The sequence below is a fragment of the Paenibacillus vietnamensis genome, from assembly GCF_020169515.1.
Classification (GTDB): Bacteria; Bacillota; Bacilli; order Paenibacillales; family Paenibacillaceae; genus Pristimantibacillus; species Pristimantibacillus vietnamensis.
In genome coordinates this window covers 242,235-265,590 of record NZ_JAHMHW010000006.1, presented here as the reverse complement: position 1 = coordinate 265,590, position 23,356 = coordinate 242,235, and the positions used below count along the sequence as shown (strand labels likewise).

At 50.7% G+C, this 23,356-nt stretch carries 27 protein-coding genes and 1 tRNA gene; 22 read left to right on the top strand and 6 right to left on the bottom strand.

The genetic code is table 11. The features are described from left to right. Window positions 1–26: 26 nt before the first annotated feature. The 4 genes from KP806_RS15150 to KP806_RS15135 all read left to right on the top strand — a co-directional run bounded on the left by KP806_RS15150 (window position 27) and on the right by KP806_RS15135 (window position 1,833). Window positions 27–905: a mechanosensitive ion channel family protein gene (locus KP806_RS15150; RefSeq protein WP_224724538.1), complete on the top strand. Its 879-nt coding sequence runs from the start codon at window positions 27–29 to the stop codon at window positions 903–905. A 1-nt stretch (window position 906) separates the two neighbouring features. Beyond that, complete coding sequence (locus KP806_RS15145; RefSeq protein ID WP_224724537.1) at window positions 907–1,125, top strand: DUF951 domain-containing protein; 219 nt, start codon at window positions 907–909, stop codon at window positions 1,123–1,125. 71 nt (window positions 1,126–1,196) lie between these two features. Next, a tRNA-Ser gene (locus KP806_RS15140) sits at window positions 1,197–1,287 on the top strand. Between the two features lie 81 nt (window positions 1,288–1,368). Further along, a complete protein-coding gene (locus KP806_RS15135; protein ID WP_224724536.1) occupies window positions 1,369–1,833 on the top strand; it encodes a helix-hairpin-helix domain-containing protein in 465 nt (154 codons plus the stop codon). 87 nt (window positions 1,834–1,920) lie between these two features. Here the strand turns inward: KP806_RS15135 and KP806_RS15130 are convergent, their stop codons facing one another. Continuing rightward, window positions 1,921–2,106, bottom strand: a complete 186-nt coding sequence (locus KP806_RS15130) for a YjzC family protein (protein WP_224724535.1) — start codon at window positions 2,104–2,106, stop codon at window positions 1,921–1,923. A gap of 231 nt (window positions 2,107–2,337) precedes the next feature. On the opposite strand from KP806_RS15130, the gene rpsF reads away from it, so the two are divergent. From rpsF to KP806_RS15110, 4 genes are all read left to right on the top strand, one after another. Then, on the top strand, window positions 2,338–2,622 hold the full coding sequence (gene rpsF, locus KP806_RS15125) for a 30S ribosomal protein S6 (RefSeq protein WP_224724534.1): 285 nt from the start codon (window positions 2,338–2,340) through the stop codon (window positions 2,620–2,622). A gap of 35 nt (window positions 2,623–2,657) precedes the next feature. After that, window positions 2,658–3,182 (top strand): single-stranded DNA-binding protein, encoded by a 525-nt coding sequence (gene ssb / locus KP806_RS15120; protein ID WP_224724533.1) that lies wholly within the window; start codon window positions 2,658–2,660, stop codon window positions 3,180–3,182. A gap of 30 nt (window positions 3,183–3,212) precedes the next feature. Continuing rightward, a complete protein-coding gene (gene rpsR / locus KP806_RS15115; protein WP_224724532.1) occupies window positions 3,213–3,497 on the top strand; it encodes a 30S ribosomal protein S18 in 285 nt (94 codons plus the stop codon). 322 nt (window positions 3,498–3,819) lie between these two features. Further along, the gene (locus tag KP806_RS15110) at window positions 3,820–5,061 is read left to right on the top strand and encodes a cation:proton antiporter (protein ID WP_224724531.1); all 1,242 of its coding nucleotides are present in this window, start codon (window positions 3,820–3,822) and stop codon (window positions 5,059–5,061) included. Between the two features lie 62 nt (window positions 5,062–5,123). On the opposite strand, the gene KP806_RS15105 is transcribed toward KP806_RS15110, so the two are convergent. Then, the gene (locus KP806_RS15105; RefSeq protein ID WP_224724530.1) at window positions 5,124–5,720 is read right to left on the bottom strand and encodes a TetR/AcrR family transcriptional regulator; all 597 of its coding nucleotides are present in this window, start codon (window positions 5,718–5,720) and stop codon (window positions 5,124–5,126) included. 149 nt (window positions 5,721–5,869) lie between these two features. Between KP806_RS15105 and KP806_RS15100 the strand changes: the two genes are divergently transcribed. Further along, the gene (locus KP806_RS15100; protein WP_224724529.1) at window positions 5,870–6,757 is read left to right on the top strand and encodes an ABC transporter ATP-binding protein; all 888 of its coding nucleotides are present in this window, start codon (window positions 5,870–5,872) and stop codon (window positions 6,755–6,757) included. Further along, window positions 6,754–7,548, top strand: coding sequence for an ABC transporter permease subunit (locus tag KP806_RS15095; RefSeq protein WP_224724528.1), 795 nt, complete (start codon window positions 6,754–6,756; stop codon window positions 7,546–7,548). Before KP806_RS15100 ends, KP806_RS15095 begins: the two co-directional genes overlap by 4 nt. Before the next feature lie 11 nt (window positions 7,549–7,559). Here the strand turns inward: KP806_RS15095 and KP806_RS15090 are convergent, their stop codons facing one another. Beyond that, entirely contained in the window at window positions 7,560–7,814 is a 255-nt protein-coding gene (locus KP806_RS15090; protein ID WP_224724527.1) for a hypothetical protein, read from the bottom strand. A 300-nt stretch (window positions 7,815–8,114) separates the two neighbouring features. Between KP806_RS15090 and KP806_RS15085 the strand changes: the two genes are divergently transcribed. The 7 genes from KP806_RS15085 (at window position 8,115) to KP806_RS15055 (ending at window position 15,411) form a co-directional block, all read left to right on the top strand. Continuing rightward, on the top strand, window positions 8,115–10,994 hold the full coding sequence (locus KP806_RS15085) for a Na+/H+ antiporter subunit A (protein WP_224724526.1): 2,880 nt from the start codon (window positions 8,115–8,117) through the stop codon (window positions 10,992–10,994). Beyond that, a complete protein-coding gene (locus KP806_RS15080; RefSeq protein ID WP_224724525.1) occupies window positions 10,995–11,333 on the top strand; it encodes a Na(+)/H(+) antiporter subunit C in 339 nt (112 codons plus the stop codon). Further along, window positions 11,326–12,822 carry a Na+/H+ antiporter subunit D gene (locus KP806_RS15075; protein ID WP_224724524.1) on the top strand — a complete coding sequence of 499 codons (1,497 nt, stop codon included), beginning with the start codon at window positions 11,326–11,328 and terminating at the stop codon, window positions 12,820–12,822. Before KP806_RS15080 ends, KP806_RS15075 begins: the two co-directional genes overlap by 8 nt. A gap of 5 nt (window positions 12,823–12,827) precedes the next feature. Continuing rightward, window positions 12,828–13,307: a Na+/H+ antiporter subunit E gene (locus tag KP806_RS15070; protein ID WP_224724523.1), complete on the top strand. Its 480-nt coding sequence runs from the start codon at window positions 12,828–12,830 to the stop codon at window positions 13,305–13,307. Further along, complete coding sequence (locus KP806_RS15065; RefSeq protein WP_397376404.1) at window positions 13,307–13,597, top strand: Na(+)/H(+) antiporter subunit F1; 291 nt, start codon at window positions 13,307–13,309, stop codon at window positions 13,595–13,597. The genes KP806_RS15070 and KP806_RS15065 overlap by 1 nt, the downstream gene beginning before the upstream one ends. Then, window positions 13,578–13,940 (top strand): monovalent cation/H(+) antiporter subunit G, encoded by a 363-nt coding sequence (gene mnhG / locus KP806_RS15060; protein WP_224724570.1) that lies wholly within the window; start codon window positions 13,578–13,580, stop codon window positions 13,938–13,940. The genes KP806_RS15065 and mnhG overlap by 20 nt, the downstream gene beginning before the upstream one ends. A gap of 316 nt (window positions 13,941–14,256) precedes the next feature. Continuing rightward, window positions 14,257–15,411 carry an AI-2E family transporter gene (locus KP806_RS15055; RefSeq protein ID WP_224724521.1) on the top strand — a complete coding sequence of 385 codons (1,155 nt, stop codon included), beginning with the start codon at window positions 14,257–14,259 and terminating at the stop codon, window positions 15,409–15,411. Window positions 15,412–15,425: 14 nt separating this feature from the next. Here the strand turns inward: KP806_RS15055 and KP806_RS15050 are convergent, their stop codons facing one another. The 3 genes from KP806_RS15050 to KP806_RS15040 all read right to left on the bottom strand — a co-directional run bounded on the left by KP806_RS15050 (window position 15,426) and on the right by KP806_RS15040 (window position 18,146). Continuing rightward, window positions 15,426–15,899, bottom strand: a complete 474-nt coding sequence (locus KP806_RS15050) for a CBO0543 family protein (protein ID WP_224724520.1) — start codon at window positions 15,897–15,899, stop codon at window positions 15,426–15,428. Between the two features lie 316 nt (window positions 15,900–16,215). Then, on the bottom strand, window positions 16,216–17,535 hold the full coding sequence (locus tag KP806_RS15045; RefSeq protein WP_224724519.1) for a hemolysin family protein: 1,320 nt from the start codon (window positions 17,533–17,535) through the stop codon (window positions 16,216–16,218). A gap of 251 nt (window positions 17,536–17,786) precedes the next feature. Then, complete coding sequence (locus KP806_RS15040; RefSeq protein WP_224724518.1) at window positions 17,787–18,146, bottom strand: DUF4870 domain-containing protein; 360 nt, start codon at window positions 18,144–18,146, stop codon at window positions 17,787–17,789. Between the two features lie 191 nt (window positions 18,147–18,337). Between KP806_RS15040 and KP806_RS15035 the strand changes: the two genes are divergently transcribed. The 5 genes from KP806_RS15035 to rplI all read left to right on the top strand — a co-directional run bounded on the left by KP806_RS15035 (window position 18,338) and on the right by rplI (window position 23,354). Further along, window positions 18,338–19,390 (top strand): LCP family protein, encoded by a 1,053-nt coding sequence (locus KP806_RS15035; RefSeq protein WP_224724517.1) that lies wholly within the window; start codon window positions 18,338–18,340, stop codon window positions 19,388–19,390. A 79-nt stretch (window positions 19,391–19,469) separates the two neighbouring features. Beyond that, complete coding sequence (locus KP806_RS15030; protein WP_224724516.1) at window positions 19,470–19,886, top strand: CBS domain-containing protein; 417 nt, start codon at window positions 19,470–19,472, stop codon at window positions 19,884–19,886. 142 nt (window positions 19,887–20,028) lie between these two features. After that, entirely contained in the window at window positions 20,029–20,934 is a 906-nt protein-coding gene (locus KP806_RS15025) for a YybS family protein (protein WP_263575713.1), read from the top strand. 18 nt (window positions 20,935–20,952) lie between these two features. Then, complete coding sequence (locus tag KP806_RS15020) at window positions 20,953–22,914, top strand: DHH family phosphoesterase (RefSeq protein ID WP_224724514.1); 1,962 nt, start codon at window positions 20,953–20,955, stop codon at window positions 22,912–22,914. After that, window positions 22,911–23,354, top strand: a complete 444-nt coding sequence (rplI, locus tag KP806_RS15015) for a 50S ribosomal protein L9 (protein WP_224724513.1) — start codon at window positions 22,911–22,913, stop codon at window positions 23,352–23,354. Before KP806_RS15020 ends, rplI begins: the two co-directional genes overlap by 4 nt. The last annotated feature ends 2 nt before the right edge of the window (window positions 23,355–23,356 follow it).

Genomic DNA, 23,356 nt, shown 5'->3' with positions numbered 1-23,356 from the left:
GAAAGCAAGGCGAAGGAGGATATTTGATGGATAAAAATTTAACGGATATTAGTGAAGTTTATACAGATACGGTCAATGGGTTGACTAATCAGGATCTTTGGCTAAGCTTCGGGAATGCTGCTTTGCGCGTAGTGTTTATTTTGGTCGTAAGCAGGCTGATCGTGTGGGCCATACATAAAACCATTGACCGCGGCGTATTGAACCGTGAAAGCAAAAGGCTGCCCAATCATGTCAGACGAATGAGAACGCTCGGCAAGCTTCTCAAAAACGTGAGCTCTTATGTTGTTTATTTTATTGCTGCGATGCTCGTCATGTCGGAGTTCGGTATCAATTTGGGGCCGCTGCTGGCAGGGGCAGGCGTGCTCGGCTTGGCGATCGGCTTCGGGGCGCAAAGTCTGGTGAAGGATATTATTACGGGTTTCTTCATCGTGCTTGAAGATCAGTTCGCGGTAGGCGACGTCATTCAAACGAGCACCTATAAAGGTACGGTGGAGATGATCGGCCTGCGTACGACCCGAATTCAGAGCTGGACGGGAGAGGTGCATATCGTTCCGAACGGCATGATTAATGAAGTTACGAATTTTTCAATTAACAACTCGTTGGCCGTAGTCGATATACAGATCGCATTCGAGGAAGAGGTCGACCGTGCGCTCGAGGTCATCCGCGAAACGATGATCGGCTTGAAGGATGAGAATCTGGTCAACGCCCCTGAGGTGCTGGGCATACAAGCTATAGCGCCGACCAGCGTTACGCTGCGCGTCATTGCGGAGTGCCGGCCGAACACGCATCCGATGGTCGTCCGCAAAATCAATATGGAGATCAAGAAAGCGCTGGATGCAAGCGGCATCGAAATTCCTTACCCGAAAATGGTGACCTATCACCGAAACGAAAAGGGAGGCGTATAGGATGGAGCGTAAGCAATTCGAATTGGGCGATGTCGTTCAAATGAAAAAGCAGCATCCGTGCGGCTCGAATGAAATGGAAATTATCCGGATGGGGATGGATATCCGGATTAAATGCGTCGGCTGCAAACACAGCGTGCTTATCCCAAGGGCCAAGTTCGAGAAAAACATGAAGAAGGTGCTTCGCTCCAAAACGAGCGAGGAGAGCCAAACGGAATCTTAAAAATTTTTTTAAAAAATAATTTAAACCACTTGCAAAAGGACAAGCTGTATGCTAATATAAGTTTTACATGCGGAGAGGTACCCAAGAGGCCCAAGGGGGCTGACTCGAAATCAGCTAGGCGTGTCACAGCGTGCGTGGGTTCGAATCCCACCTTCTCCGCCATAACAATAACAATTCAGACGATTCGTATAACGGATCGTTTTTTTATTTTATAGATCTAAATCGGAAAGGGGACAATAACGCATGAGTACACCTAAGCTGCCGTTAACGGAATCGGAGCGCAAACATTTGCGACAGGCAAAGCTTAAGCTGAACGAGCTTGCCAATATGACGGCAGAGCAGTTATGCGTGAGTCTGGAAGTTACGGAGGAACGGGCGGCGTATCTGCTAGCCATGGCCCGATTTCAACGTATTCCGTCCATCGGCCCGAAGCTGGCGCATCATTTGGTCGAATTAGGCTTCTATTCGCTGGAGGATATTAAAGCGGGCGGGGAGAGCGGAGCGGAGCTTGTCGAGCGTCTGGAGCGTCTGCATGGCGTCTGGATGGATCCGTGCGTAGAAGACGTTATGAGGCTGGCCGTACATCATGCAGCCCATCCTGGCAGCGGCAAGCAGTGGTGGGATTTTACCGTCGAACGCAAATCGTACCGGGAGAAGCACGGCTATCCTTCTGACCGACCGGCAAAAGCTTGGTACGATAAATCTTAACGCCGCAAGACGGAGACTCGAACGAGCCTCCGTTCTGACAGATCCAGCTTGACCGTAACGGCCGCACCAACAGAATGACAGCGTTAGTCAGTTGTGCCCCATGCGCTTCCATTTGCGCTCATGATTGGATGTCTCGGGAAAACGCTGGCCTCTGTTTAGACTAACCTTCTTCGGGTTCTGGATACCCATATGAAATGAGTTTACGCCTGTCTCGATATATACGCCGTCATTCGGCGCCCTGTCGCCGGGTGAGAACAAAGTCCATTCGCCCATTATTGATGCCTCCATCCAAGTCAGAAATGTATTGGCTGCCGGCTGCCGGATTTCAGCCGGATTGCAGCAGTCCGGTCATTAGTATTTGCGGAGCGCCCGATAAGCATAAGTAGCAGATAAAACCTTTACTTGAAATGGGCAAGCGGTTTTGGTATAGTATAGAGATGCGAGCACAATGCTCGTTCCTTGCTCCATTTATGGGGCCGTTAGTCCAAAAGGAGGTGAAACAATATGCGCAAATATGAAGTGATGTACATCATTCGTCCGGATGTTGAACAAGAAAACGTTCAAGCTCTCGTTGATAAATTCAATGGCATCATCTCCAACGGTGGAGAGGTCACTAAGACAGATGTGATCGGCAAACGCCGTCTTGCGTATGAGATCAACAAGCTTCGTGACGGTTACTTCGTTCTGGTACACTTCAACGCAACGACTGAAGTTATTAATGAACTTGACCGTATCATGAAGATTTCGGATGAAGTTATCCGTTCGTTGATCGTTAGAGACGTAGCTTAGTCAACGCAGGATGTTCGATTGGGAGGTCGGAGACGATGTTGAATCGTGTTATATTGATTGGTAGATTAACCAGAGACCCCGAGCTGCGCTATACGCCTGCAGGAGTCGCCGTTACGCAATTTACGATCGCAGTGGACCGTCCGTTTACTTCGGGTCAAGGCGAGCGTGAAGCGGATTTTATTCCGGTTGTAACCTGGCGGCAGCTGGCTGAAACCTGCGCCAACTATTTGCGCAAAGGCCGTTTAACGGCGGTAGAAGGACGCATTCAGGTGCGTAACTACGAGAACAACGAAGGCAAGCGCGTCTACGTGACCGAGGTTATTGCCGATAACGTTCGTTTCTTGGAATCTAACCGCGAAGGCGGTGCGGCGCGTGAAGAAGGCGGAAGCAGCTACAGCGGTTCCGGCGGCGGTACAAGCAGTGGCGGAGGCAATTCCGGAGGCGGCGCTTCTTATGGAGGCGGAGGCCGATCTAACAACAACTCGCGCAATGACAGCCGTGATCCGTTCCAGGATGATGGCCGCCCAATTGATATATCGGAAGATGATTTACCATTTTAACATTTTCGAGAGAAACGGAGGATACGAATCATGGCTTTCAAGCAAAGAGATAACGGCGGCGACGAGCGTCCAGAGCGTAAGTTCAGCGGACGTAAAGGCGGACGCAACAAACGCCGTAAAGTTTGTTTCTTCACTGTAAACAAAATTACTAACATTGACTATAAAGACACTGATTTGCTGAAGAAGTTTATCAGCGAGCGCGGCAAAATTTTGCCACGCCGTGTGACTGGCACAAGCGCGAAATACCAACGCTTGCTGACAATCGCAATTAAACGTTCCCGTCAAATCGCACTGCTTCCTTACACGACTGAATAGGTCGCCAAGGGACTATGTCTATACCGAAGGAGTCCGTGATAACGGGCTCCTTTGTCATAGTATGGGAATGAATGGCTTATTATTTCGAACCGGATAAGATGGATATCCGTTGATAAATCGATTGAAATGTGTGTAGCTTGCAATTGACAATTTCAGGATAGTTTATATATAATTATTAATGGTCGTGAAAGCGAATTGAATAATTTCATCTTTACCGGAGGAGCCTGTCAACAAGGGCTCTTTTTTGTTTTTTTCTCAAAAAGAGTCCGATTCTTCAAGCAACTATGCTATAAAAAAATGAACAGTAGAAAAGGGGATTCAAATGCATCATTTTAATGAGACCTTTATTCAGTTGCTCGTTCTGCTTGCAGTTTCCGTATTTGTAATTGGGATCTCAAAAAAACTGAATCAGCCTTATTCGATTGCATTAGTGATTGTAGGACTTCTGCTCGGTGTAACAAATATTCCTTTCTTAGAGGAAGCAGAATCATTTGTAACCCAATCGCATGTATTTCAAGCGATTATCATTTCATTGTTTTTACCGATCTTGCTGGGAGATGCCACCTTAAAGCTTCCGTTCTCACATTTGAAGGAACAGAGTAAGCCTGTGTTGGCCCTAGCTTTCGGCGGGACGCTTTTGTCATTCCTCATTATCGCTTTTTCGGCTTATTATTTGCTGGATCTTCCGTTAATTGTAGCCTTCACATTCGGAGCTTTAATGAGTGCGACGGACCCGATCAGCGTCATATCGATTTTTAAGTCGTTAGGCGTGCCCAAATCGATTGTAACCATTATTGAGGGCGAATCATTATTTAATGATGGAATTGCAGTCGTGCTCTTTCAAATATCGTCCGTTTATTTACTCTCCTACATGGAGCTTGGCTGGATGGGATTTAGCAGCGGATTGCTGCTTTTCATCAAGTTCGCAGCAGGCGGTATAGCGATAGGGGCGGTTCTGGGCTACCTCTTTTCGCAATTGATCCGAATTTACGATGATTATCCGTTGGAAATTGCGTTTTCCATGCTGTTATTCTTTGGAAGCTTTTTTATAGCCGAGCAATTTCACGTATCAGGGGTCATTGCAGTCGTTACGGCCGGACTGATCTTCGGAAATTACGGGGCGAAAATCGGAATGTCCGAAACGACTAAGGTCAATATCAATTCTTTCTGGGATGTCGTCACATTAATTGCTAATTCACTGATTTTTCCAATGATCGGAATTGAAATTAAAAATATTGACTTCTCGGATAAATGGGTTACGATAGCGGCAGCGGTCGTAATTGTATTAGCCGGAAGAACGATTGCCTTGTACGCAAGCACTCAATGGATTAAAGGATTCCCGCGTTCCTGGAAGGCGATCCTGAATTGGGGGGGACTCAAGGGAAGCTTATCCATCGCATTAGCTCTAAGCTTGCCGGCATCCTTTGAAGGAAGGGAAGATGTGCTGGTTTTGACCTTCAGCGTCGTACTGTTCTCCCTACTTGTTCAAGGGCTAACCATTAAGCCTTTAGTGATGAAGCTGGGGCTCGGCAATAAGGCGAAGGAAAAGGTAAGTGATGTTTAGGCAATCATTTTTCAACGGAACTGCTCGGGCGGCAGCTAAAGCTGCTTGAGGCAGTTCTGTTTTTATTCCTCAATCATCTTCTGATTCAACAGGCCATAAAAAAATAGATGGGTCAGTTCGTCAATGGTTTTAGTGTCATGGATGTGTTGCTTGAAAAGACTCGTCATTTTCATTTCCTTCATGAGATTAAAATAGAGAAGGATCGTATTTGTCGAAATCCCGGTGTCGATATACCCTTCCTCTTTGCCATGCTCGATAAACCGGATTAACTCGGGCAGCGCATCCTTATAAATTCGTTCGACCAAGCTTCTCCATTCCGGATCGTCGCTAAGCAGCTGCTGCAGCAAATGTCTGTTCACTCGCTCATTCCAATGAGTTGCATCAAATATCATTTTCTTCACTTTATCGGGAAACGGCAGATTACTATGAAACAGCTCCCTGTATCTCATCCATTCTTCCTCTAAAAATGAAGACATGACCTTCTTAATAAGCTCATCCTTCGTTCCAAAATAATTATATAACGTAACGGGGGAGACCCGTGCTTTTCTGGCGATTTCCGCAAGGCTGACCTTGTCAAAGCCAAATTCGGAAAACAGGGACAAGGCCGCTTCTCTAATAGCGGATTTCTTTAGTTCTGTACGCTGCTGATAACCGTCCATCTTATTCACCTCTCCTTAAGCATACACATAGTTTTGAATGGATTCAATTGTGTTTATTCAAAAAAGGCGTTGCACTTGTTATCAAAACCTTCTATTATGAATATTATGAATAATAATTATTCATTTCAATTAAAGGAGGAGAATCATCTATGATTCAACTCAATCGTCTAACAAAGACTTTTAAAAGCGGTAAAGGGATTTTTGATGTTAGCTTCGACGTTCAGCAAGGGGAGATATTTGGTTTCCTCGGGCCAAACGGAGCGGGAAAGTCGACAACAATCCGTCATTTAATGGGGTTCATCCGGCCGGAGTATGGCAAGGCTGCCATCAATGGCATGGACTGCTGGATGAACAGTGCAGAGATTCAGAGGGAGGTTGGTTACTTGCCGGGAGAAATTGCATTTCCGGATGGCATGAACGGCCGGCAGTTTCTCCATTTGCTGAATGGCATGCGAGGGATGAAGGATAGCAGCCGCCAACGGCAATTGATCGAAAGGCTTCAGTTTGATGTGAATACGCCGATTCGGAAAATGTCGAAGGGGATGAAGCAAAAAGTCGGCATCGTGGCGGCGTTCATGCATGATCCGTCCGTGCTTATACTCGACGAACCGACTTCCGGGCTTGATCCTCTCATGCAAAACATCTTTATTGAGCTGGTACTGGAGGCCAAGGAGCGCGGAGCCACGACGATCATGTCATCCCACAGCTTTGATGAAATCAACCGGACCTGCGACAGGGCGGGAATCATCAAGGATGGCCGGCTCATCGCCGTTGAAGACGTAAAAAAGCTGCAGCTGATGCAACGCAAAATTTTTGAGGTTACGGTAAAGACCATGGAGGACATAGAGCAGATCAGAAATTCGGGATTAACCGTCGTAAGCTCGGAAGGGCTTAGGATCCGAATCGCCCTGCAAGGGAGCTGCGACCGCTTTATTCAATGTCTGGCAGAGTGCGGCGTCCAGGACCTTAATGTGCATACTCAAACGCTGGAGGAAGTATTCATGCACTATTATGACAGGAAGGTGGTAAAAGGATGAACAAGGCGTTATTTGTATCTTCATTCCAAAGGACCGCCAAGCTGTATGGCATTTTCACTGCACTCATCCTGTTCTACCTAATCGTTATCATAGGCATGTATACGTCAAGCGTCGAAGCCGACCCGTTTGAAATGCTCCCGGAGGGCATGAAGGATGCATTCGGGCTGGGAGCCGGCATGAACGGGCTGACCGGATTTGTAGCTTCAAGCTTCTATGGCGTAAGCTTCGTTATTTTCATGATGATTTTGTGTATCATGGCGGCGAATCAGCTGATGGCTCATCTTGTCGATCGCGGCTCTATGGCCTATTTGCTTTCAACACCTGTATCAAGAAGGAAAATTGCAACGACTCAAGCAGCGGTTCTCATAACCGGTTTGTTTGCCTTGACGGGCATTGCGCTTGGCGCCGGCTTGCTTGCCGCGCCGCTGCTTGCGGAACAGGCGGAGTTTGATCGGCATGCGTTTGTACAACTAAATGTGACCGGGTTTTTGCTGTTTTTTGTAATCAGCGGTTATTCCTTTCTGTTCTCGTCTTTATTCAATGACGCGAAGCATTCTCTCGCTGCGTCAGGCGGCTTGTCTGTCTTGTTCTATATGATTCATTTGATCGGGAATATGACGGACAATCATGAATGGTTGGATTACTTGACGCCGCTCTCTCTGTTCGAGCCGGCGGCGATAGCGGCCGGAGAGGTGAACGTTGCGCTCCATGCTGTGTCGCTTGGAGCAGCTGGAATTGCCCTGTATGCATCGGCGGTCTATTTGTTTAGTCGCAGAGACTTGCCGCTCTAATCGATTCGTCTTCATTGAGGCGTAACAGACTCTGAGCGGTCCTCGACGCGGTGAATAATCCGGACATATTCTCTAGGAGAGAAGGGATACGTTCGATCAGCCGAGCTCATTAAATAACGCGTAGAGTAGATGGTGAACGTATTCGGATAAGGAGTTGAGTAAGACGCTAAGCTTCGCTGCTTGCTCAGGTGAATGCTCCAGCCTCCTCCCGCGGCAAGGAGCAGCAGGAATACGGCGGAGGAAATGATGATTTTACTTTTCAGCATAGAGTTCACTCCCGATTGTTTGTATGAGGGTATGAGCTGCAGACCGCTATCATTAAAGAGTCATCCCCTAATTAGGCAGGCTTCATACCCGTTAATTTTGACAAGAGGAAGCTGTGACGATATACTAGAAAACAGTGAGTCAACCAAAACATCAAATTTTTTATCGGAGGAGCCTGCCAACAGCGGGCTCTTTTTGCGTTTTTTTGGCGTTTTCCATCATTTTGGACATACTTTCAGGAGGAATTTGGAAATACTGAAGGAGTATTACTATTTGAAAATATGTTTTAAGGAGGAAGAAACTTGTCTTTGCTGCATGCCGTTATTATTTTCCCTTTATTATCAGCTTTATGCAGCCCGTATTTGCAACGAATGACGATTCGAATTCATACCGGCTGGTTTATGCTTCCGGTGCCGATGCTTATCTTTGCTTATGTCATGGGGAAGCTGCAACTGGTTCAGGAGGGCGATCCAATTCAGGCTTCCATCCCGTGGATTGCATCGTTAGGCATCTCTTTTACCGTCTATCTTGACGGTTTGAGTATGCTGTTTGCCCTGCTGATCTCCGGAATCGGCTTCCTCGTTGTTCTGTATTCTATTTACTATCTGGATCGGAATAAAGAGGCGGTCGGCACCTTTTACGCCTATTTAATGCTGTTTATGGGAGCGATGCTCGGCGTAGTCCTCTCCGATAATATGATTGTGCTATACGGCTTCTGGGAGCTGACGAGTATTTCATCGTTCCTCCTGATTGCCTTTTGGTTCAAAAGGGAAAAGTCGAAATACGGCGCATTAAAATCAATGCTGATCACCGTATTTGGAGGGCTTGCGATGCTGGGCGGCTTCGTTCTGCTCTACGTCATGACGGGAACGTTCAGCATCCGGGAAATTATCGGCAATGTCAGCGCGATAACGGAACATGCTCTGTTCGTGCCGGCCATGCTGCTTGTCCTCCTGGGCGCTTTCACAAAGTCGGCGCAGTTCCCGTTTCATATCTGGCTGCCGGACGCAATGGAAGCGCCGACGCCGGTCAGTGCTTATTTGCACTCGGCTACGATGGTTAAGGCCGGACTTTATTTGGTCGCAAGACTTAGTCCGGTATTCGCTGGTGCTGCGGGCTGGTTCTGGCTCGTATCCGCTGTAGGGATCTTGACCTTAATCTATGGCTCCTACCGGGCGATGAAGCAGACCGATCTCAAAGCGATGCTCGCGTTCTCGACGATCAGCCAGCTTGGCCTGATTATGAGCTTGTTCGGACTCGGCTCGGCAGCCTCCGTTTACGCAGGTTCAACAGAGTCGTTATTTTATGTAAAAGCGACGATGGCGGGCATCTTTCATATGATCAACCACGCCGTCTTCAAAGGCGCCTTGTTCATGGTCGTCGGTATTGTCGATCATGAGACCGGAACGAGGGACATTCGCAGGCTCGGCGGGCTGATGTCGGTCATGCCCGTTACGTTCTCGATTGCACTCGTCGGAGCGTTCTCGATGGCCGGGCTTCCGCCGTTTAACGGCTTCTTGAGTAAAGAGATGTTTTTTACCGCTGCGCTCAACATTATGGAGATGGATGTTCTTCGCATGGACGTCTTCGGCATCCTGTTTCCGGTGATCGCCTGGGTTGCGAGCATCTTCACCTTCATTTACAGCATGGTGCTCGTGTTCCGCACCTTTACTGGTCCGAAGACGTTCGACAAGCTGGAGAAAAAGCCGCATGAGGCTCCGATCGGGATGCTGCTTCCGCCGCTTGTGCTCGGCTCGCTCGCTGTCGTCTTCGGTTTGTTCCCTAACCTGGTGGCGTACACGCTAATCGAGCCGGCGTTGGCGGCGATTCATCCGTCGGTGCTGCTGCCGGGGCAGCAATTCGATGCGTCTATCCATTTCTGGCATGGCTGGACGACCGAGATTTTCATGACGATCGGCGTCATTTGTGCGGGTACCGTGCTTTACCGTCTACATAGACGCGTCAAGCTGCTGCATCAGCCGCTCTTCAGCGCCGTTTCGCTGAACCGGACCTATGACGGCGGCATCAGCTTCCTGAATTTAGGCTCAAAGCGCATAACGGATTGCTACATGACTGGGTCGATTCGACATTACTTGATCTATATATTTATGTTTCTGATCATATCGGTTGCGGTCACGATGGGCAGGGTATCCGGCATCCGCTTTGATTTCGCCGGCTTTGCGCCGATGTCGCTTTATGAGGCTGTTGTTATCTTCGCGCTGACCGTATCCGTCATTGCCGTGCCTTTCGCCCGTACACGAATGATGGCGGTTATTCTAACCGGTACGGCTGGCTATATGGTCACGCTCTTCTTCGTGATCTTCCGGGCCCCGGATTTGGCTCTGACGCAGATGATCGTCGAGACGGTATCGGTCACACTGTTCCTGCTTTGCTTCTACCACCTACCTAAACTGAAGAAGGAAGCGGAAACGCTGCGCTTCAGGCTGCCGAACCTGATCATCGCGCTTGGGGTAGGTATGATCATGACGCTTGTTGCGCTTGCAGCAAACAGCAGCCGGTCGTTCGAATCGATATCCGATTTCTTCGTCAAGGAGAGCTACAACCTGGCCGGCGGGAAAAACATCGTCAACGTCATTCTCGTCGACTTCCGAGGGTTCGACACGATGCTGGAAATTGTCGTGCTCGGCATTGCTTCTTACGGCATCTACGCCTTGATCCGGCTGAACCTGGACGGGGACGAGAAATCGGCAACGGCTCCCGGCTATTGGGAAAGCGGCAGCAAGCTGCCGATTAATGGCATCCGCAGCAACGATGTCATTTTACGGACGATTTCCAAAGCGGTCATTTTTATTATTCTGACATTCTCGTTATATCTGTTTTTCTCCGGCCATCATGAGCCGGGCGGGGGCTTCATCGGCGGGCTTATGATGGCGGCTGCATTCGTGCTGCTGGCAATGGCTTTCGGCATCAGGACGGTTAGAGAGGTCGTTCCGGTCGATTTCCGAAAGGTGAGTGCCTTCGGCATCCTCATTGCGCTGTTGACAGGGATCGGATCGTTTTGGTTCGATGCTCCGTTTCTGAGCCATACGTTCGGTTATCACGATCTTCCGCTGCTCGGTCACAGCGAATTGGCTACAGCGATGCTGTTCGATCTAGGCGTCTATCTGACTATCGTCGGTATTACGATGACGATTATTTTGGCGATAGGGAGGGATAAGTAGATGGAATTATATATGTCGCTGGCGATTGGCGTGTTGTTCACGGTAGGCGTCTATCTGGTACTGTCGAAGAGCCTGCTGCGCATTATTCTCGGCACCTCGTTATTGACACATGGCGTCCATCTGCTGCTTCTGACGATGTCGCGCCTCAAGACCGGGGCGGCCCCGCTTCTCGGACAGAAGGCGGACGCCTATGTCGATCCGTTGCCTCAAGCGCTTATTCTTACATCGATTGTAATCAGCTTCGGAGTGACGTCCTTTTTCTTCGTGTTGGCCTACAAGGCTTACCAAAATCTTGGGACTGACAATATGGAGCAGCTAAAGGGGGATGACGATGAATAACTTACTGGTAATTCCGCTTCTGATCCCTTTGTGCACAGCGGCGCTTCTTGTTTTTGTCAAAAATAACATTCCGGCTCAAAGGTGGCTCAGTGCGATCAGTATGATAGGTACTACGGCTGTGGCTGCGGCTATTGTGTATCAGGTGAGGGCAGAGGGTATTCAAACGCTGCACATGGGGGGCTGGCTTCCTCCGTATGGCATCGTGTTCACCGCCGATCTTTTCGCCGCGCTGCTGGTACTGGCGGCTTCGGCCGTTGCTTTCTTTTGCCTGCTGTATTCGTTCGGCAGCGTAGGCGAGCAGAGGGAGCGATATTATTATTATCCGTTCTTTCAGTTTCTTCTGGTCGGCGTCAACGGCTCGTTCTTGACGGGCGACCTGTTCAACCTGTTCGTCTGCTTCGAAGTTATGCTGATCTCCTCTTATGCGCTCATCGTTCTGGGCGGCACGAAAAGGCAGCTGCGTGAGACGCTGAAGTATATTCTTGTCAATATTTTGTCGTCCACACTGTTCGTGGCGTCGGTTGCCTATTTATATGGTGTGACCGGAACGCTGAATATGGCGGATTTGTCGCAACGCGTCGCGGAGGCGGGGCAGGGCGGCATATTGAATGTGATTGCAGTATTGTTCATGATTGTGTTCTCGTTAAAAGCGGGCCTGTTCCTGTTCTTCTGGCTGCCGGGGTCCTACAGCGTGCCGCCCGCCGCTGTTGCGGCGTTGTTCGGCGCTCTGTTAACGAAGGTGGGCCTGTATGCGCTCATTCGTACGTTTATGCTTATTTTCTATCATAATCCGGATTCGACGCATACGTGGATCGCCTGGATGGCTGCGGCAACCATGATTCTGGGCGCCTTGGGGGCCATTGCTTATACGGATGTGCAGAAAATACTCAATTATAACGTCATTATTACGGTCGGCTTCATCGCCTTCGGTCTCGCGGTGGCCAACGAAGCTTCGATGGACGGGGTCGTCTTCTACCTGCTGCACGACATGGCTGCCAAAGCGCTGCTGTTCTTCCTCGGGGGGATGGTCGTGCGTCTGACGGGCACAAACAGCCTGACGGAGATGGGCGGACTGATCAAGCGATACCCGCTGCTTGGCTGGATGCTGTTCGTGACGTCGCTTGCAATTGCCGGCATACCGCCGCTGAGCGGCTTTGCAGGCAAGCTGCTGATCCTGCTTGGAGGTATTGAGGAAGAGTCGTTCTGGCTGACGGGCACGGCGCTGGCTTCAAGCTTTATCGTGCTGTATTCGCTAATCCGGATGTTTATGGGCGCATTCTGGGGCGAAGAAAAGCCGCTGCGAAGCAACAGCACAAGCGGAAGTGCGAAGGCTTCTCTTCCGGCAACGCTTATGCTGCCAGCGGCAGGTCTGTTCATCATCGTCCTCGCAATAGGGCTGGGCTCGGAATGGGTATACCGGCTCGCCGCGGAAGCCGGGCATACGCTCATGAATCCGGCCATTTATATTGACGCCGTGCTGAAGGAGTAGAGGAGATGGGCTTACAAATCGTATTGAATCTGGTCATTGCCTTCGTCTGGATGTTTCTGTATAACGACTGGTCGGCGCCGCGCTTTACGGTAGGATACTTGCTCGGCATCTTTTGCATCGGGCTGTTGAGCCGGTTCTGGCCGCAGGACTTTTATTTGAAGCGGCTTTGGGCGGTCGTCAAGCTGCTCGCGCTGTTTATTAAGGAGCTATTCGTTTCCAGCTTCGCCGTTCTGCTGCACATAATTAGGCCGAAGCTGACGGTCCGTCCGGGTATCCTTGCGCTGGAAACGGAGCTGGAATCCGATTGGGAGGTCACCTTATTATCTTGTCTGATCTGCCTGACTCCCGGTACACTCACCTTGGATGTGTCGAAGGACGGCGGAACGCTCTATATTCATGCTATGGATATCGGAAATGCAGATGAGCTGTCCAGGCAGATCAAAGACTCGTTTGAGAAAGCGATTATGGAGGTGACGCGGCCTTGATGTCCAATTTGCTGTTTTTGTCGCTGACGATTATGTCGATTGCCATTATCGGTTGCATGTATAGACTGCTGAAGGGTCCGTCTATTGCGGATCGCATTGCGGCACTCGATACGATCGGTGTGCTTCTGCTGTCCATGGTCGCGATTATTTGTATGGTGCTCCAAACGAATGTGTATTTCGACATCATTCTGGTAATCGGAATTTTAACATTTATTGGAACGACGGCCTTTGCAAGATATATTGAAAGAGGTGTTGTAATTGAAAGCGGAGATGATAAGCGAGGCGGGTGAAATCGTTATCGGCTTGCTCGTGCTGGCAGGCGCTATGATAAGCGCTTTGAGTGCATTTGGGCTGGTCAGACTGCCGGATGTGTATTTGCGTTCGCATGCCGCGACCAAAAGCGCGACGCTTGGCGTCTTATTTATTTTAGCCGGAGCCTTTTTGTACTTCGCAATCTATTTGGATCATATCAGCGCGAAGCTGCTGCTCGGCATTGTGTTTGTATTTGTCACCGCGCCGGTAGCCGGCCACTTGAACGGGAGGGCGGCGTACCGCTCCGGCGTACCGTTGTGGGAGCGGAGCGTGCAGGACGACTGGGCGGAGCAGTTGGCGAAAGAGAAGGATCGAGGGTGACTAGGGGAGGTGACGAATAACTGTATTTAGTGTAATTATTTTCCATATTTGATCATTCTTTGTCTAAATAGCTGGATTGGATATATATATACCGGACGATCTGCTTGAATTGGTGCGATGGACCGGAATTAGATACATGAAATCCAGTCAATCGGCGGGAATATATCCATGTGCTGAATTTAACGGTATACTTTCCATTTATGACGGCGGGCCGTTTGCCGTTTAACGAGCGCGGTTGAAGGTTTTGTGTTACATTCGCCCCCTCTTTGCGTAAAAGATATAATCAAAGTCGCCGCGAGAAAGAGGGAAAGGCCGTATGAACCAAGTGAAAACGGGAACCGAACGGTTCAAAGCATTTATTCTGAACAATAAATTCGTGCTGTTTCTGCTAGTCCTGCTGCTTGCGGGGCTGAACGTCCTGGTGCTGTCGAAAATATCGTATATTTTCACGCCGCTGACTGTCCTGCTCAAGACGCTGCTGCTGCCGGTTATCCTCGCGGGCATCGTCTATTATTTGATGAATCCTGCTGTGGACTATATGGAACGGAAAGGGGTCAAGCGGGTCCATTCGATCATCGCGCTGTTCCTGCTTGTCGCCGGCCTCATTACCGTCCTTCTCGTCGCGGTTATTCCGTTCTTGAGCGGTCAGGTAACGGCCTTGCTGGAGAACCTGCCGCATTATGTCGAGCAGCTGAAGCAAGAATTCGAGCAGTTTGTAGGGAGCGCGGGATTCATTCAAATCCAGGAATGGCTGAACCTGAACCCGACGGAGCTGACGGGCAACGTAACGGAGCAGGCTACCTCGGTGCTGAACGGTGCGCTTAACAGCTTGGGATCGTTCGTCGGGGCCCTGAAGGAGGTTGTCTTGGCGATCGTCACCTTGCCGTTTATTCTGTTCTACCTGCTTAAGGACGGCAAACAGCTTCCGGAGACGATTGCGGGTTTCCTGCCGAATAAGCTGCAGCCCCAGTCGAAACGGATCATGGCGGAAATGAACAGCCAAATCAGCAGCTATATCAGGGGACAAATTATCGTCAGCTTCTGCATCGGACTGCTGTTATATATCGGATACTTGATTATCGGGTTGGAGTATTCGCTCGTTCTGGCCCTCGTAGCCGCATGCACGAGCATTATTCCGTACCTGGGACCGGCTATCGCCATTACGCCTGCATTGGTAGTCGCGATGGTCACCTCACCTGTCATGCTGCTGAAGATGATTGTCATCTGGACGATCGTGCAGCTCATCGAAGGAAAATTTATTTCACCGCAAATTATGGGAAAAAGCCTGCAGATTCATCCGATTACGATCATTTTCGTCATTTTGACGGCGGGCAACCTGTTCGGAATCGTGGGCATTATTTTGGCCGTACCCGGGTATGCCGTGCTTAAAGTATTCGCAACCCACCTGTTTGAAGGGTTCAAATCGCGTTCATCCCTGTACCGGACCGATGAAGAAAACAAAGAAGGGTAGAGCATCACGCCTCGTTACAGCACCTGGTGACGCTCAAGCAGCTTGAAGTAGAGGAAGACGGTGCCGAAGCCGACGCAATAGGATAAAAAAGTAAAGCCGACATTCCAGCCGTGTCCGTAACTGACTTTGCCTATTATCGTTCCGATATATTCGAGAACCGTAGTGGAGAACACAAACAGGAAAAATACGAGAGCCGTCTTCTTGCGCTTCTGTATGATCGTTCTGATCATGAAGCAGGCAAGAAGCGGGTACATGCCGATATCAAGCGGCAAAGCGGAGATGGATTCATCATTCGGAATCAACGGGGTAAAGTCCCAAAATTTTAAATGAAAACCTAACGCATTAATGAGGGATGAGATGATTGAGCCTGCAGGGAAGATGAGCAGGAGCACCAGAGGACTTTTGCGCGCCAAATAAATACCGCCGAATAACCAGGGAACAATGAAGCCGCAAATAATATTCAGCCACATGTCCATCGTTTCAGTCAAAAAAATCCCTCCTTCCCGTTTGGGTACATTTTGCCGCAATGGACTGCAAATTATGCTTAAACAGGCAAAAAGGAGGGAGCTGTTTTCTACGGATCATGCAGGGACCGGGAAAACAGCCTTGTTTTTATGGCTTTGCTGAGCATTATAGGGGAGCCCCCGTGTTACAGTCCGAGCGATGGAGGTTGGAATGAAGGTTTCTACGCGAACCATCCGACCTAACCGACTCTCCTTTCCGTTACCGCCAGAAGAGACGTACCAGTCTAAGCAACGCCAGAAGACATTGCGCAAGACAGCTATGAGGCTGGACCGCCCAGCCCTACTCCACCCGTGCCTTCCACTTCGCCGCGCGCTCCCTCAGCTTCAGCTCGACCTTGCTCACACGGTGCTTGCCGATTTCGCGGATCGTAAAGAGCAGGTTGTTATAGTTAAACTGCTTGCCAGGCCTCACGTCTTCGATTTCGCTGTACAGCCAGCCGCCGACCGTATCGACTTCCTCGCGCTCCAGATCCGCGCCAAGCAGATTGCCGAGCTCGCTTAAAGTGACTTTACCGTCAAGAAGGTAAGTCCGCTCATCGAGCTTCTCGATATCCTTTCGCTCATCATCGTCAAACTCGTCCCGGATATCGCCGACAATTTCCTCCAAAATGTCCTCGATCGTGACCATGCCGGACGTCCCGCCGTATTCGTCCACGACGATGGCGATATGGACGCGCTCCTGCTGCATTCGCCTCAGAAGCGTCTTGACCGGGATCACCTCGGACACAGACATTACGGGATGCATGACCGATTGAAGGTCAAAGCCGTTATGATCCTGGTATTCCAAGAACAGCTGCTTCGTATTGATCATGCCGACGATGTTGTCCTTGCTGTCGCCGGCAACCGGGAAGCGGGTATACTTCTCTTTTCGAATGATGTCGAGATTTTCGTTCATCGTCCGATTCAAATACAGCACGGCCATATCGATGCGGGGAACCATAATTTCTCTCGCCAGCATTTCGTCGAATGCAAAAATCCGGTTCACATAACCGTATTCCGTATTGTTAATTTTTCCGCTCACCAGGCTGTCGTTCAAAATAATTTGAATCTCTTCCTCCGAATGAGCGTCCTCATGCTCCTTGGCGGGCTTTAGACCGAACAGGCGGATGAGAAGGTTGGCTGAGCCGTTAAGCACCCAGATGAAAGGATACATGACCCGGTAAAACAAAATGATCGGCTTCGCGACGGCAAAGCTGATGAGCTCGGCTTTTTGAATGGCGAAGGTCTTCGGCGCCAGCTCACCGATCACGACGTGAATGTACGTCACGGCAAAGAAGGCGATAAGAAACGCCAATATATGACTGAGCTCGCTGTCCATATGCCAAAATTCGAAGACGGGAAGCAGCAGCTTCTCGACGGTCGGCTCCCCGAGCCAGCCTAGTCCCAGCGCCGTTATGGTAATGCCGAGCTGGCAGGCGGACAGATAGCCGTCGAGATTGCTTGTAACCCGCTGAACGGCGAGGGCGTTTTTCCGGCCTTCCACGACGAGCTGGTCCACGCGGCTGGAACGGAGCCGAATAATGGCAAATTCGGTAGCGACGAAAAAAGCGGTTAACGCGACGAGCAAAGCGACCATAAACAGATTGAAGCCTGCACCCATAATAGGATCACATCCTTTTTGAAAATATAACCATCTCAATCGGAGGATTGATCCAGCCTCTTATAATCGAATAAACCGTTTAGTGAACGATTAAACGCCGTAGAGGACACAAGAGCGGCTAAGCAGGCGCTGCCGGGGGACAAAAAAATAGAACGGCCCCAGGCCGTTCTATCTCAAAATATTACATATGCGAAAGCGCAGCGGAATCCGGTATAATGGTACCTGTCCATTGTTTGGCCGCCAAAAGCGGCTTAATAAAAACGGTTAGCCTGCTGCTCCGACCAGTCACCGATGACGGGAAGCTTATACAATCTCCCCTGAAGGGTCAGCAGCATGAGACCGATCCATAAGATAAAGGCGACGGGAATAAGAAGCGCGCCGAGAATCCACCCCAAGAGGGGAATGAATCCCAAAATAATATTAAGCACGATTAATGCGACGGAGACGACGATGGACTGGACGGCGTGCAGCCTTACGAACCGGCTTCGCTTTTCAAGCACAAGAAATATGATGCCTGTAATGAAGCCGCCCAAATAACAAAGCAAGCCGGCTACCTTCGGATCGAGGCCGGTGGAGGATGCGTCAGGCTTCAGCGATGGAGGTTGAAGCAATAGCGGTCACCCTTTCTGTGAGCTCTCATCTTATATGCCATGATTGTATTCGGCACAAGCTCTTCATAGACCTGTTTTCAAAAGGGGACCGGCGCGTTGTAAAAAATTTGTAACCTGTTTCCGGGGGCGTTGGTCTAAACTGAAGGGGAATGTGCATTTACAATCGAGCAGATAGGAGAATTTATCATACGATGAAGAGACGCAGATGGTGGATGGTTACGATTATTTCGCTGGCTGTTATTTTCACGGCCGTATTTTTGAACCGCGGGGCGCTGGCCATGCTAGGGTTCGATTGGTTCCTGGAGGACCGTCTCGAGAAGGAACTGGTGCAAACCTACAAGCCGATCGAGGGACGCGAGCCGGTTCCGGTCAGCACGGTCAAGGAAAAGAAGGAGCCGTTCGCGATGCTGCTGCTTGGCGTCGACCAGCGCGGCAATGAGATCGGCCGGTCGGACACGATGATTTATACGGTCGTCCGCCCGAGCGACGGAGATTTGCTGATGGTGTCGATTCCGCGCGATACCCGTGTCGAAATTGTCGGCAGGGGAAGGGAAGACAAGATTACCCACGCTTATGCGTTCGGCGGAGCGGGAATGGCGATGGATACCGTATCCAAGCTGTTTGACGCGCCGGTTCGTCATTATGCGTCTATAAATTTCGAAGGGTTCCGCAAAGTGATCGACACGTTGGGAGGAATCTCCCTGCCTATTGAAGAAGATATGGTTAACGACGATCCGGATCATGAGAAATTCGTGATCAAAGCAGGGCAGCCGAGCTATAATGGTATAGACGCCCTCAATTATGTCCGCTACCGGGAGGATGCCGGCGGGGATATGAGCCGCACGGAGCGGCATCAGATTTTTTTGAACTTATTAATGGATAAAGCCAAGCAAATGAACCAATGGTCCAAAATCCCTGAGCTCATGAACATTATGGGCGGAAATTTCAGCACCGATCTGCCTCCGCGGCAGCTCATCGAGCTCGGACAGACGATGCTTAAAGCTGAGAACCGCCAAATTTACAGCCATTCGCTCGCTGGCAGCGGACACCGTCTCGAGAGCGGTGGGGCCTGGTATTACTTTGCGGACGAAGAGGATTTGGCGGAAGTGCGTACGATGATCAAAAGCTGGCTGGACGCGGATACGCCCGTATCGGAGCTATTATTGCCCGAGAAATATACAGCGGATCAGGTTAACGAAGTACAGCCGCTCGCGGGCGGCGGAACGGGCTCCGAACAGCCGTAAGGAGGTTTGCTCGAAGCCGACAGCTGCCTTCAGGGAGAGTGGAAAGGGTTTGAGCAAACGGAACGGAGTGGTTGGAAGGATGAATATAGCGTTTTTCTTATTGCCGAAGCAGGATGTCATATGCTTCACCCAGGATATGACGCTGAGGCAGACGCTGGAACGAATGGAATATAACCGGTATACGGCCGTGCCGATTATCGACGCGAACGGCGGGTACGCCGGAACGGTTACGGAGGGCGACCTGCTCTGGTACCTGAAGAAGCATGCGGACCTGAAGCTGGAGAACGCAAGCAAGGTAAAGCTGGCGGATGTGCCTCTTCGGCTGAACAATAAGACCGTAAGAATCGACGCTAATATGGACGATCTGATCTCGCTGGCGAAGGTGCAGAACTTCGTGCCGGTCGTCGACGATATGAACCGGTTTATCGGCATCGTCCGAAGGAGCGAAATTATCGATTACTGCGAGAAGATTATAATGGAGCAGCAAAAGGTGTAGCCGGGCTTGCAAACCGTATTAAAACCGGGGAAAACACAGACATGGGGACGGAATGAGAAAGTGGTTCCGTCTTTCTTTTGTGTTATAATGGATTGTAAAAGTTTCGCAAGAAACCAGATTATATACGCAAGAGGTGAACGGTTTGAAAACCGGCTTGAAACCAGTGCTGTGGAGCTTTGCGGCACTCCTTTTATTATTGTCATTAGTACTGCCGCTGCTGAACATGTTTACCTTGCTGCTGCTGATGGTGCCGTACGTCGTACTGTATACGACGCTGCCGCCGAAATCGTTCGTGCTTCACCTGATTCCCGTGTGGGCGATCGCTTTTTTCGTTAGCGGTCCGGCAACGCTGATTATCGGACTGTTCTTCCTGATTCCGTCCGTCGTGATGGGCCATTTGTACATGAAGCAGGCGCCTGCTTCCAGAGTAATACGGACGGTAGGGGTCGTATTTCTGGCCCAATTGATGCTGGAGCTGCTCGTATTTGAGGTTTTTCTGGATATTTCGCTTATCCGCGAGATGGGTCAAATCGGCAGGGATACGGTTAACAATTTGCAGAGCCAGAATATGCTCCCGAGCGAGTGGAACTCCGATTTCACGGAAACGGTCATCAGCATGATCGTCAATTCCATTCCGATGACGTTCATTATGATTGCCTTCGGGTACACGGTTATCACGCAGTATATTGCGCGCCGGGCGGTGAAGTGGAGCGGAGGCCCCGAAGTGCCAAGATTTACTTCGGCCAGGGAATGGCGTTTGCCGCGTATACTGGTTATGATTTATTTGATCGCATATGCGGTTGAGCTGTTATCGTCCCCTGCGGGCGAATCGTTCTTCTCCGTTGCGGTTATGAATCTGGTGCCTTTGCTTAGTTTTGTATTTGCGTTTCAGGCTGTCGGATTTTTCTTCTTCCTCGCCCATGAGCGGGGATGGAACAAGGCGGTGCCGGTACTTATTGCGATTCCGGTGCTGATGTTCCCGCCGCTGAGCTTGATCGGCGTGCTGGACACCGCTTTTCCAATCCGGAAGTCGTTTACGAAACCATAGCACAGGAGCGAATCGGAAATGCCGAAGTTTTTGGTCACGCGGTGGCACGGAATGCATCAAATTTGGGGCTTTATTCTCTTGGCGCTCATGACGGTGGCGCTGGCCTGGTTTAATTGGCTGCTGGGTCTGATCGCACTATTATTGACGGGCGCTTTGGGCGTTTATACCGTTATGGCGGAGCGGGCTTTCCGGAAGGATCTGAAGTCCTATCTTGGCACGCTCTCTTACCGGGTGAAGAAGGCCGGCAACGATGTGATCGGCGAGCTGCCTTTTGGAATTATTTTATATAACGAAGACCGTACGGTGGAATGGCATAATCCCTATATAGCAAGCATGATGGAGCGTGAGACGGTCGTCGGCTTGCCGCTTACCGAGCTGTTCCCGACGCTGCAGCAGGTGAAGGAGCGCGAGGGCACGATCGAGGCGACTGTGGGCTCGCATGTCTACCAGCTGATTTTTAAGCAGAAGGAGCGCATCCTGTACGTTAAGAATATTACCGACCTGTGGCAATTGGGTCGCAAATACGAGGATGAGAAGCTCGTTCTCGGTGTTGTGATGATCGATAATCTGGAAGAAGTGTCGCAGGGCCTCGACGATCACCAGCGCAGCTCGATGCTGTCCAAGGTGACGGCGGAAATTACGGAATGGGCGCAGAAATATCAGATCTATCTGAAGAGGCTGACCAGCGACCGCTTCCTGCTCGTCACCGACCAGAAGACGCTGAGGGTGTTGGAGCAATCGCGGTTCGTCGTGCTTGACGAGGTCAGGGAAATTACCGGCGACCACAAAATTCCGGTTACGCTCAGCATCGGCTTCGCGGCGGGCGCCGACCATATTATCGAGCTGGGGCAATGGGCGCACACGAGCCTAGACATTGCGCTCGGGCGCGGGGGCGACCAGGCGGCCGTCAAGGTGGGCGGGCGCCAGTCCTTCTACGGCGGCAAGTCAAATGCGGTCGAGAAGCGGACGCGCGTCAGGGCGAGAGTCGTCGCGCACGCGCTGCGCGATCTGATCCGCGAAAGCCACAATGTGGTCATCATGGGCCACAAAATGCCCGACATGGATGCCGTAGGCGCGGCGATCGGCGTTCTGAAGGCCGCTCAGCTGTTCGGCAAGGAGGCTTACATCGTGCTCGAGGGCGTCAATCCGGCCATCGAGAAGATGATGGAGCTGATCCGCGAGGACGAGAAGCTGTCGAAGCGCTTCGTTTCGCCGGAGCAGGCTTTCTCGCTCATTACGCCGCAGTCGCTTGCGGTTGTCGTAGATACGCACAAGGCTTCGATGGTGAAGGAGCCGAAGCTGCTTCAGCATACGGAGAGAATTGTGGTTGTCGACCATCACCGGCGCAGCGAGGAATTTATTTCAAATGCGATTTTGGTATACATGGAGCCGTATGCTTCCTCCACCTGCGAGCTCGTTACCGAGCTGCTTCAATATATTCATGACCGGGTTGCGCTGGATGTAAGGGAAGCGACGGCACTCCTTGCAGGGATTACGGTCGACACAAAGAGCTTCTCGCTCCGCACGGGTGCGAGAACGTTCGAGGCCGCTTCCTTCCTGCGCCGCAGCGGCGCGGATTCGATGATGATTCAGCGGATGCTGAAGGAGGATCTGGAGGAATACGTGCGCAAGGCCGAAATTATTAAGCACGCCGAGGTGCTCTACGAGCATGTTGCGATCGCCGTTACGGAAAGCGGCCGCAAATACTCGCAGCTGCTGATCGCACAATCGGCCGACACGCTGCTGAATATGACGGATATTCTGGCTTCATTCGTCATTGGGGAACGGCAGGACGGACTCATCGGCGTAAGCGCCCGCTCGCTCGGCCACATGAACGTACAGGTGGTCATGGAGCGGATGGGCGGCGGCGGGCATTTGACGAATGCCGCCGCGCAGCTTGAGGGTACCGTGAAGGAAGTTGCGGCGAAGCTGAAGAAAGTGTTAAATGAAATCGAAACGGAAGAGGGGTTATTCGAATGAAAGTAATCTTTTTGAAGGATGTTAAGGGACAGGGGAAAAAAGGCGAAGTCAAGGAGCTTTCCGAGGGTTATGTGCGCAACTTCTTGCTTCCGAAGGGCCTCGTGAAGGCGGCGTCCGACGGAAACCTGAAAACGCTGGAGGTACAGACCGCTTCCGAGCTGAAGCGCAAAGCGCAGGAGAAGGAAGACGCCATTACGCTTGGCAAGCAGCTCGAAGAGATGACGGTCGTCATTAAGACGAAAGCCGGCGAGGGCGGAAGGCTGTTCGGCGCGATTACGAGCAAGCAAATCGCAGAAGGGCTGGCTGCGCAGGGCATCAAGATCGACAAACGTAAAATCGAGCTCGAAGAGCCGATTCGCACACTGGGCGTAACGCAGGTTGCCGTCAAGCTTCATCCTGAAGTGAAGGCGAAATTGAGCGTACAAGCGGCGGAAGAGTAAGT

Excerpts from the sequence above, each read along its gene's own strand:
- KP806_RS15150 (WP_224724538.1), top strand. The coding sequence starts at position 27 with ATGGATAAAAATTTAACGGATATTAGTGAAGTTTATACAGATACGGTC.
- KP806_RS15145 (WP_224724537.1), top strand. The coding sequence starts at position 907 with ATGGAGCGTAAGCAATTCGAATTGGGCGATGTCGTTCAAATGAAAAAG.
- KP806_RS15135 (WP_224724536.1), top strand. The coding sequence starts at position 1,369 with ATGAGTACACCTAAGCTGCCGTTAACGGAATCGGAGCGCAAACATTTG.
- KP806_RS15130 (WP_224724535.1), bottom strand. The coding sequence starts at position 2,106 with ATGGGCGAATGGACTTTGTTCTCACCCGGCGACAGGGCGCCGAATGAC.
- rpsF (WP_224724534.1), top strand. The coding sequence starts at position 2,338 with ATGCGCAAATATGAAGTGATGTACATCATTCGTCCGGATGTTGAACAA.
- ssb (WP_224724533.1), top strand. The coding sequence starts at position 2,658 with ATGTTGAATCGTGTTATATTGATTGGTAGATTAACCAGAGACCCCGAG.
- rpsR (WP_224724532.1), top strand. The coding sequence starts at position 3,213 with ATGGCTTTCAAGCAAAGAGATAACGGCGGCGACGAGCGTCCAGAGCGT.
- KP806_RS15110 (WP_224724531.1), top strand. The coding sequence starts at position 3,820 with ATGCATCATTTTAATGAGACCTTTATTCAGTTGCTCGTTCTGCTTGCA.
- KP806_RS15105 (WP_224724530.1), bottom strand. The coding sequence starts at position 5,720 with ATGGACGGTTATCAGCAGCGTACAGAACTAAAGAAATCCGCTATTAGA.
- KP806_RS15100 (WP_224724529.1), top strand. The coding sequence starts at position 5,870 with ATGATTCAACTCAATCGTCTAACAAAGACTTTTAAAAGCGGTAAAGGG.
- KP806_RS15095 (WP_224724528.1), top strand. The coding sequence starts at position 6,754 with ATGAACAAGGCGTTATTTGTATCTTCATTCCAAAGGACCGCCAAGCTG.
- KP806_RS15090 (WP_224724527.1), bottom strand. The coding sequence starts at position 7,814 with ATGCTGAAAAGTAAAATCATCATTTCCTCCGCCGTATTCCTGCTGCTC.
- KP806_RS15080 (WP_224724525.1), top strand. The coding sequence starts at position 10,995 with ATGGAATTATATATGTCGCTGGCGATTGGCGTGTTGTTCACGGTAGGC.
- KP806_RS15075 (WP_224724524.1), top strand. The coding sequence starts at position 11,326 with ATGAATAACTTACTGGTAATTCCGCTTCTGATCCCTTTGTGCACAGCG.
- KP806_RS15070 (WP_224724523.1), top strand. The coding sequence starts at position 12,828 with ATGGGCTTACAAATCGTATTGAATCTGGTCATTGCCTTCGTCTGGATG.
- KP806_RS15065 (WP_397376404.1), top strand. The coding sequence starts at position 13,307 with ATGTCCAATTTGCTGTTTTTGTCGCTGACGATTATGTCGATTGCCATT.
- mnhG (WP_224724570.1), top strand. The coding sequence starts at position 13,578 with ATGATAAGCGAGGCGGGTGAAATCGTTATCGGCTTGCTCGTGCTGGCA.
- KP806_RS15055 (WP_224724521.1), top strand. The coding sequence starts at position 14,257 with ATGAACCAAGTGAAAACGGGAACCGAACGGTTCAAAGCATTTATTCTG.
- KP806_RS15045 (WP_224724519.1), bottom strand. The coding sequence starts at position 17,535 with ATGGGTGCAGGCTTCAATCTGTTTATGGTCGCTTTGCTCGTCGCGTTA.
- KP806_RS15035 (WP_224724517.1), top strand. The coding sequence starts at position 18,338 with ATGAAGAGACGCAGATGGTGGATGGTTACGATTATTTCGCTGGCTGTT.
- KP806_RS15030 (WP_224724516.1), top strand. The coding sequence starts at position 19,470 with ATGAATATAGCGTTTTTCTTATTGCCGAAGCAGGATGTCATATGCTTC.
- KP806_RS15020 (WP_224724514.1), top strand. The coding sequence starts at position 20,953 with ATGCCGAAGTTTTTGGTCACGCGGTGGCACGGAATGCATCAAATTTGG.
- rplI (WP_224724513.1), top strand. The coding sequence starts at position 22,911 with ATGAAAGTAATCTTTTTGAAGGATGTTAAGGGACAGGGGAAAAAAGGC.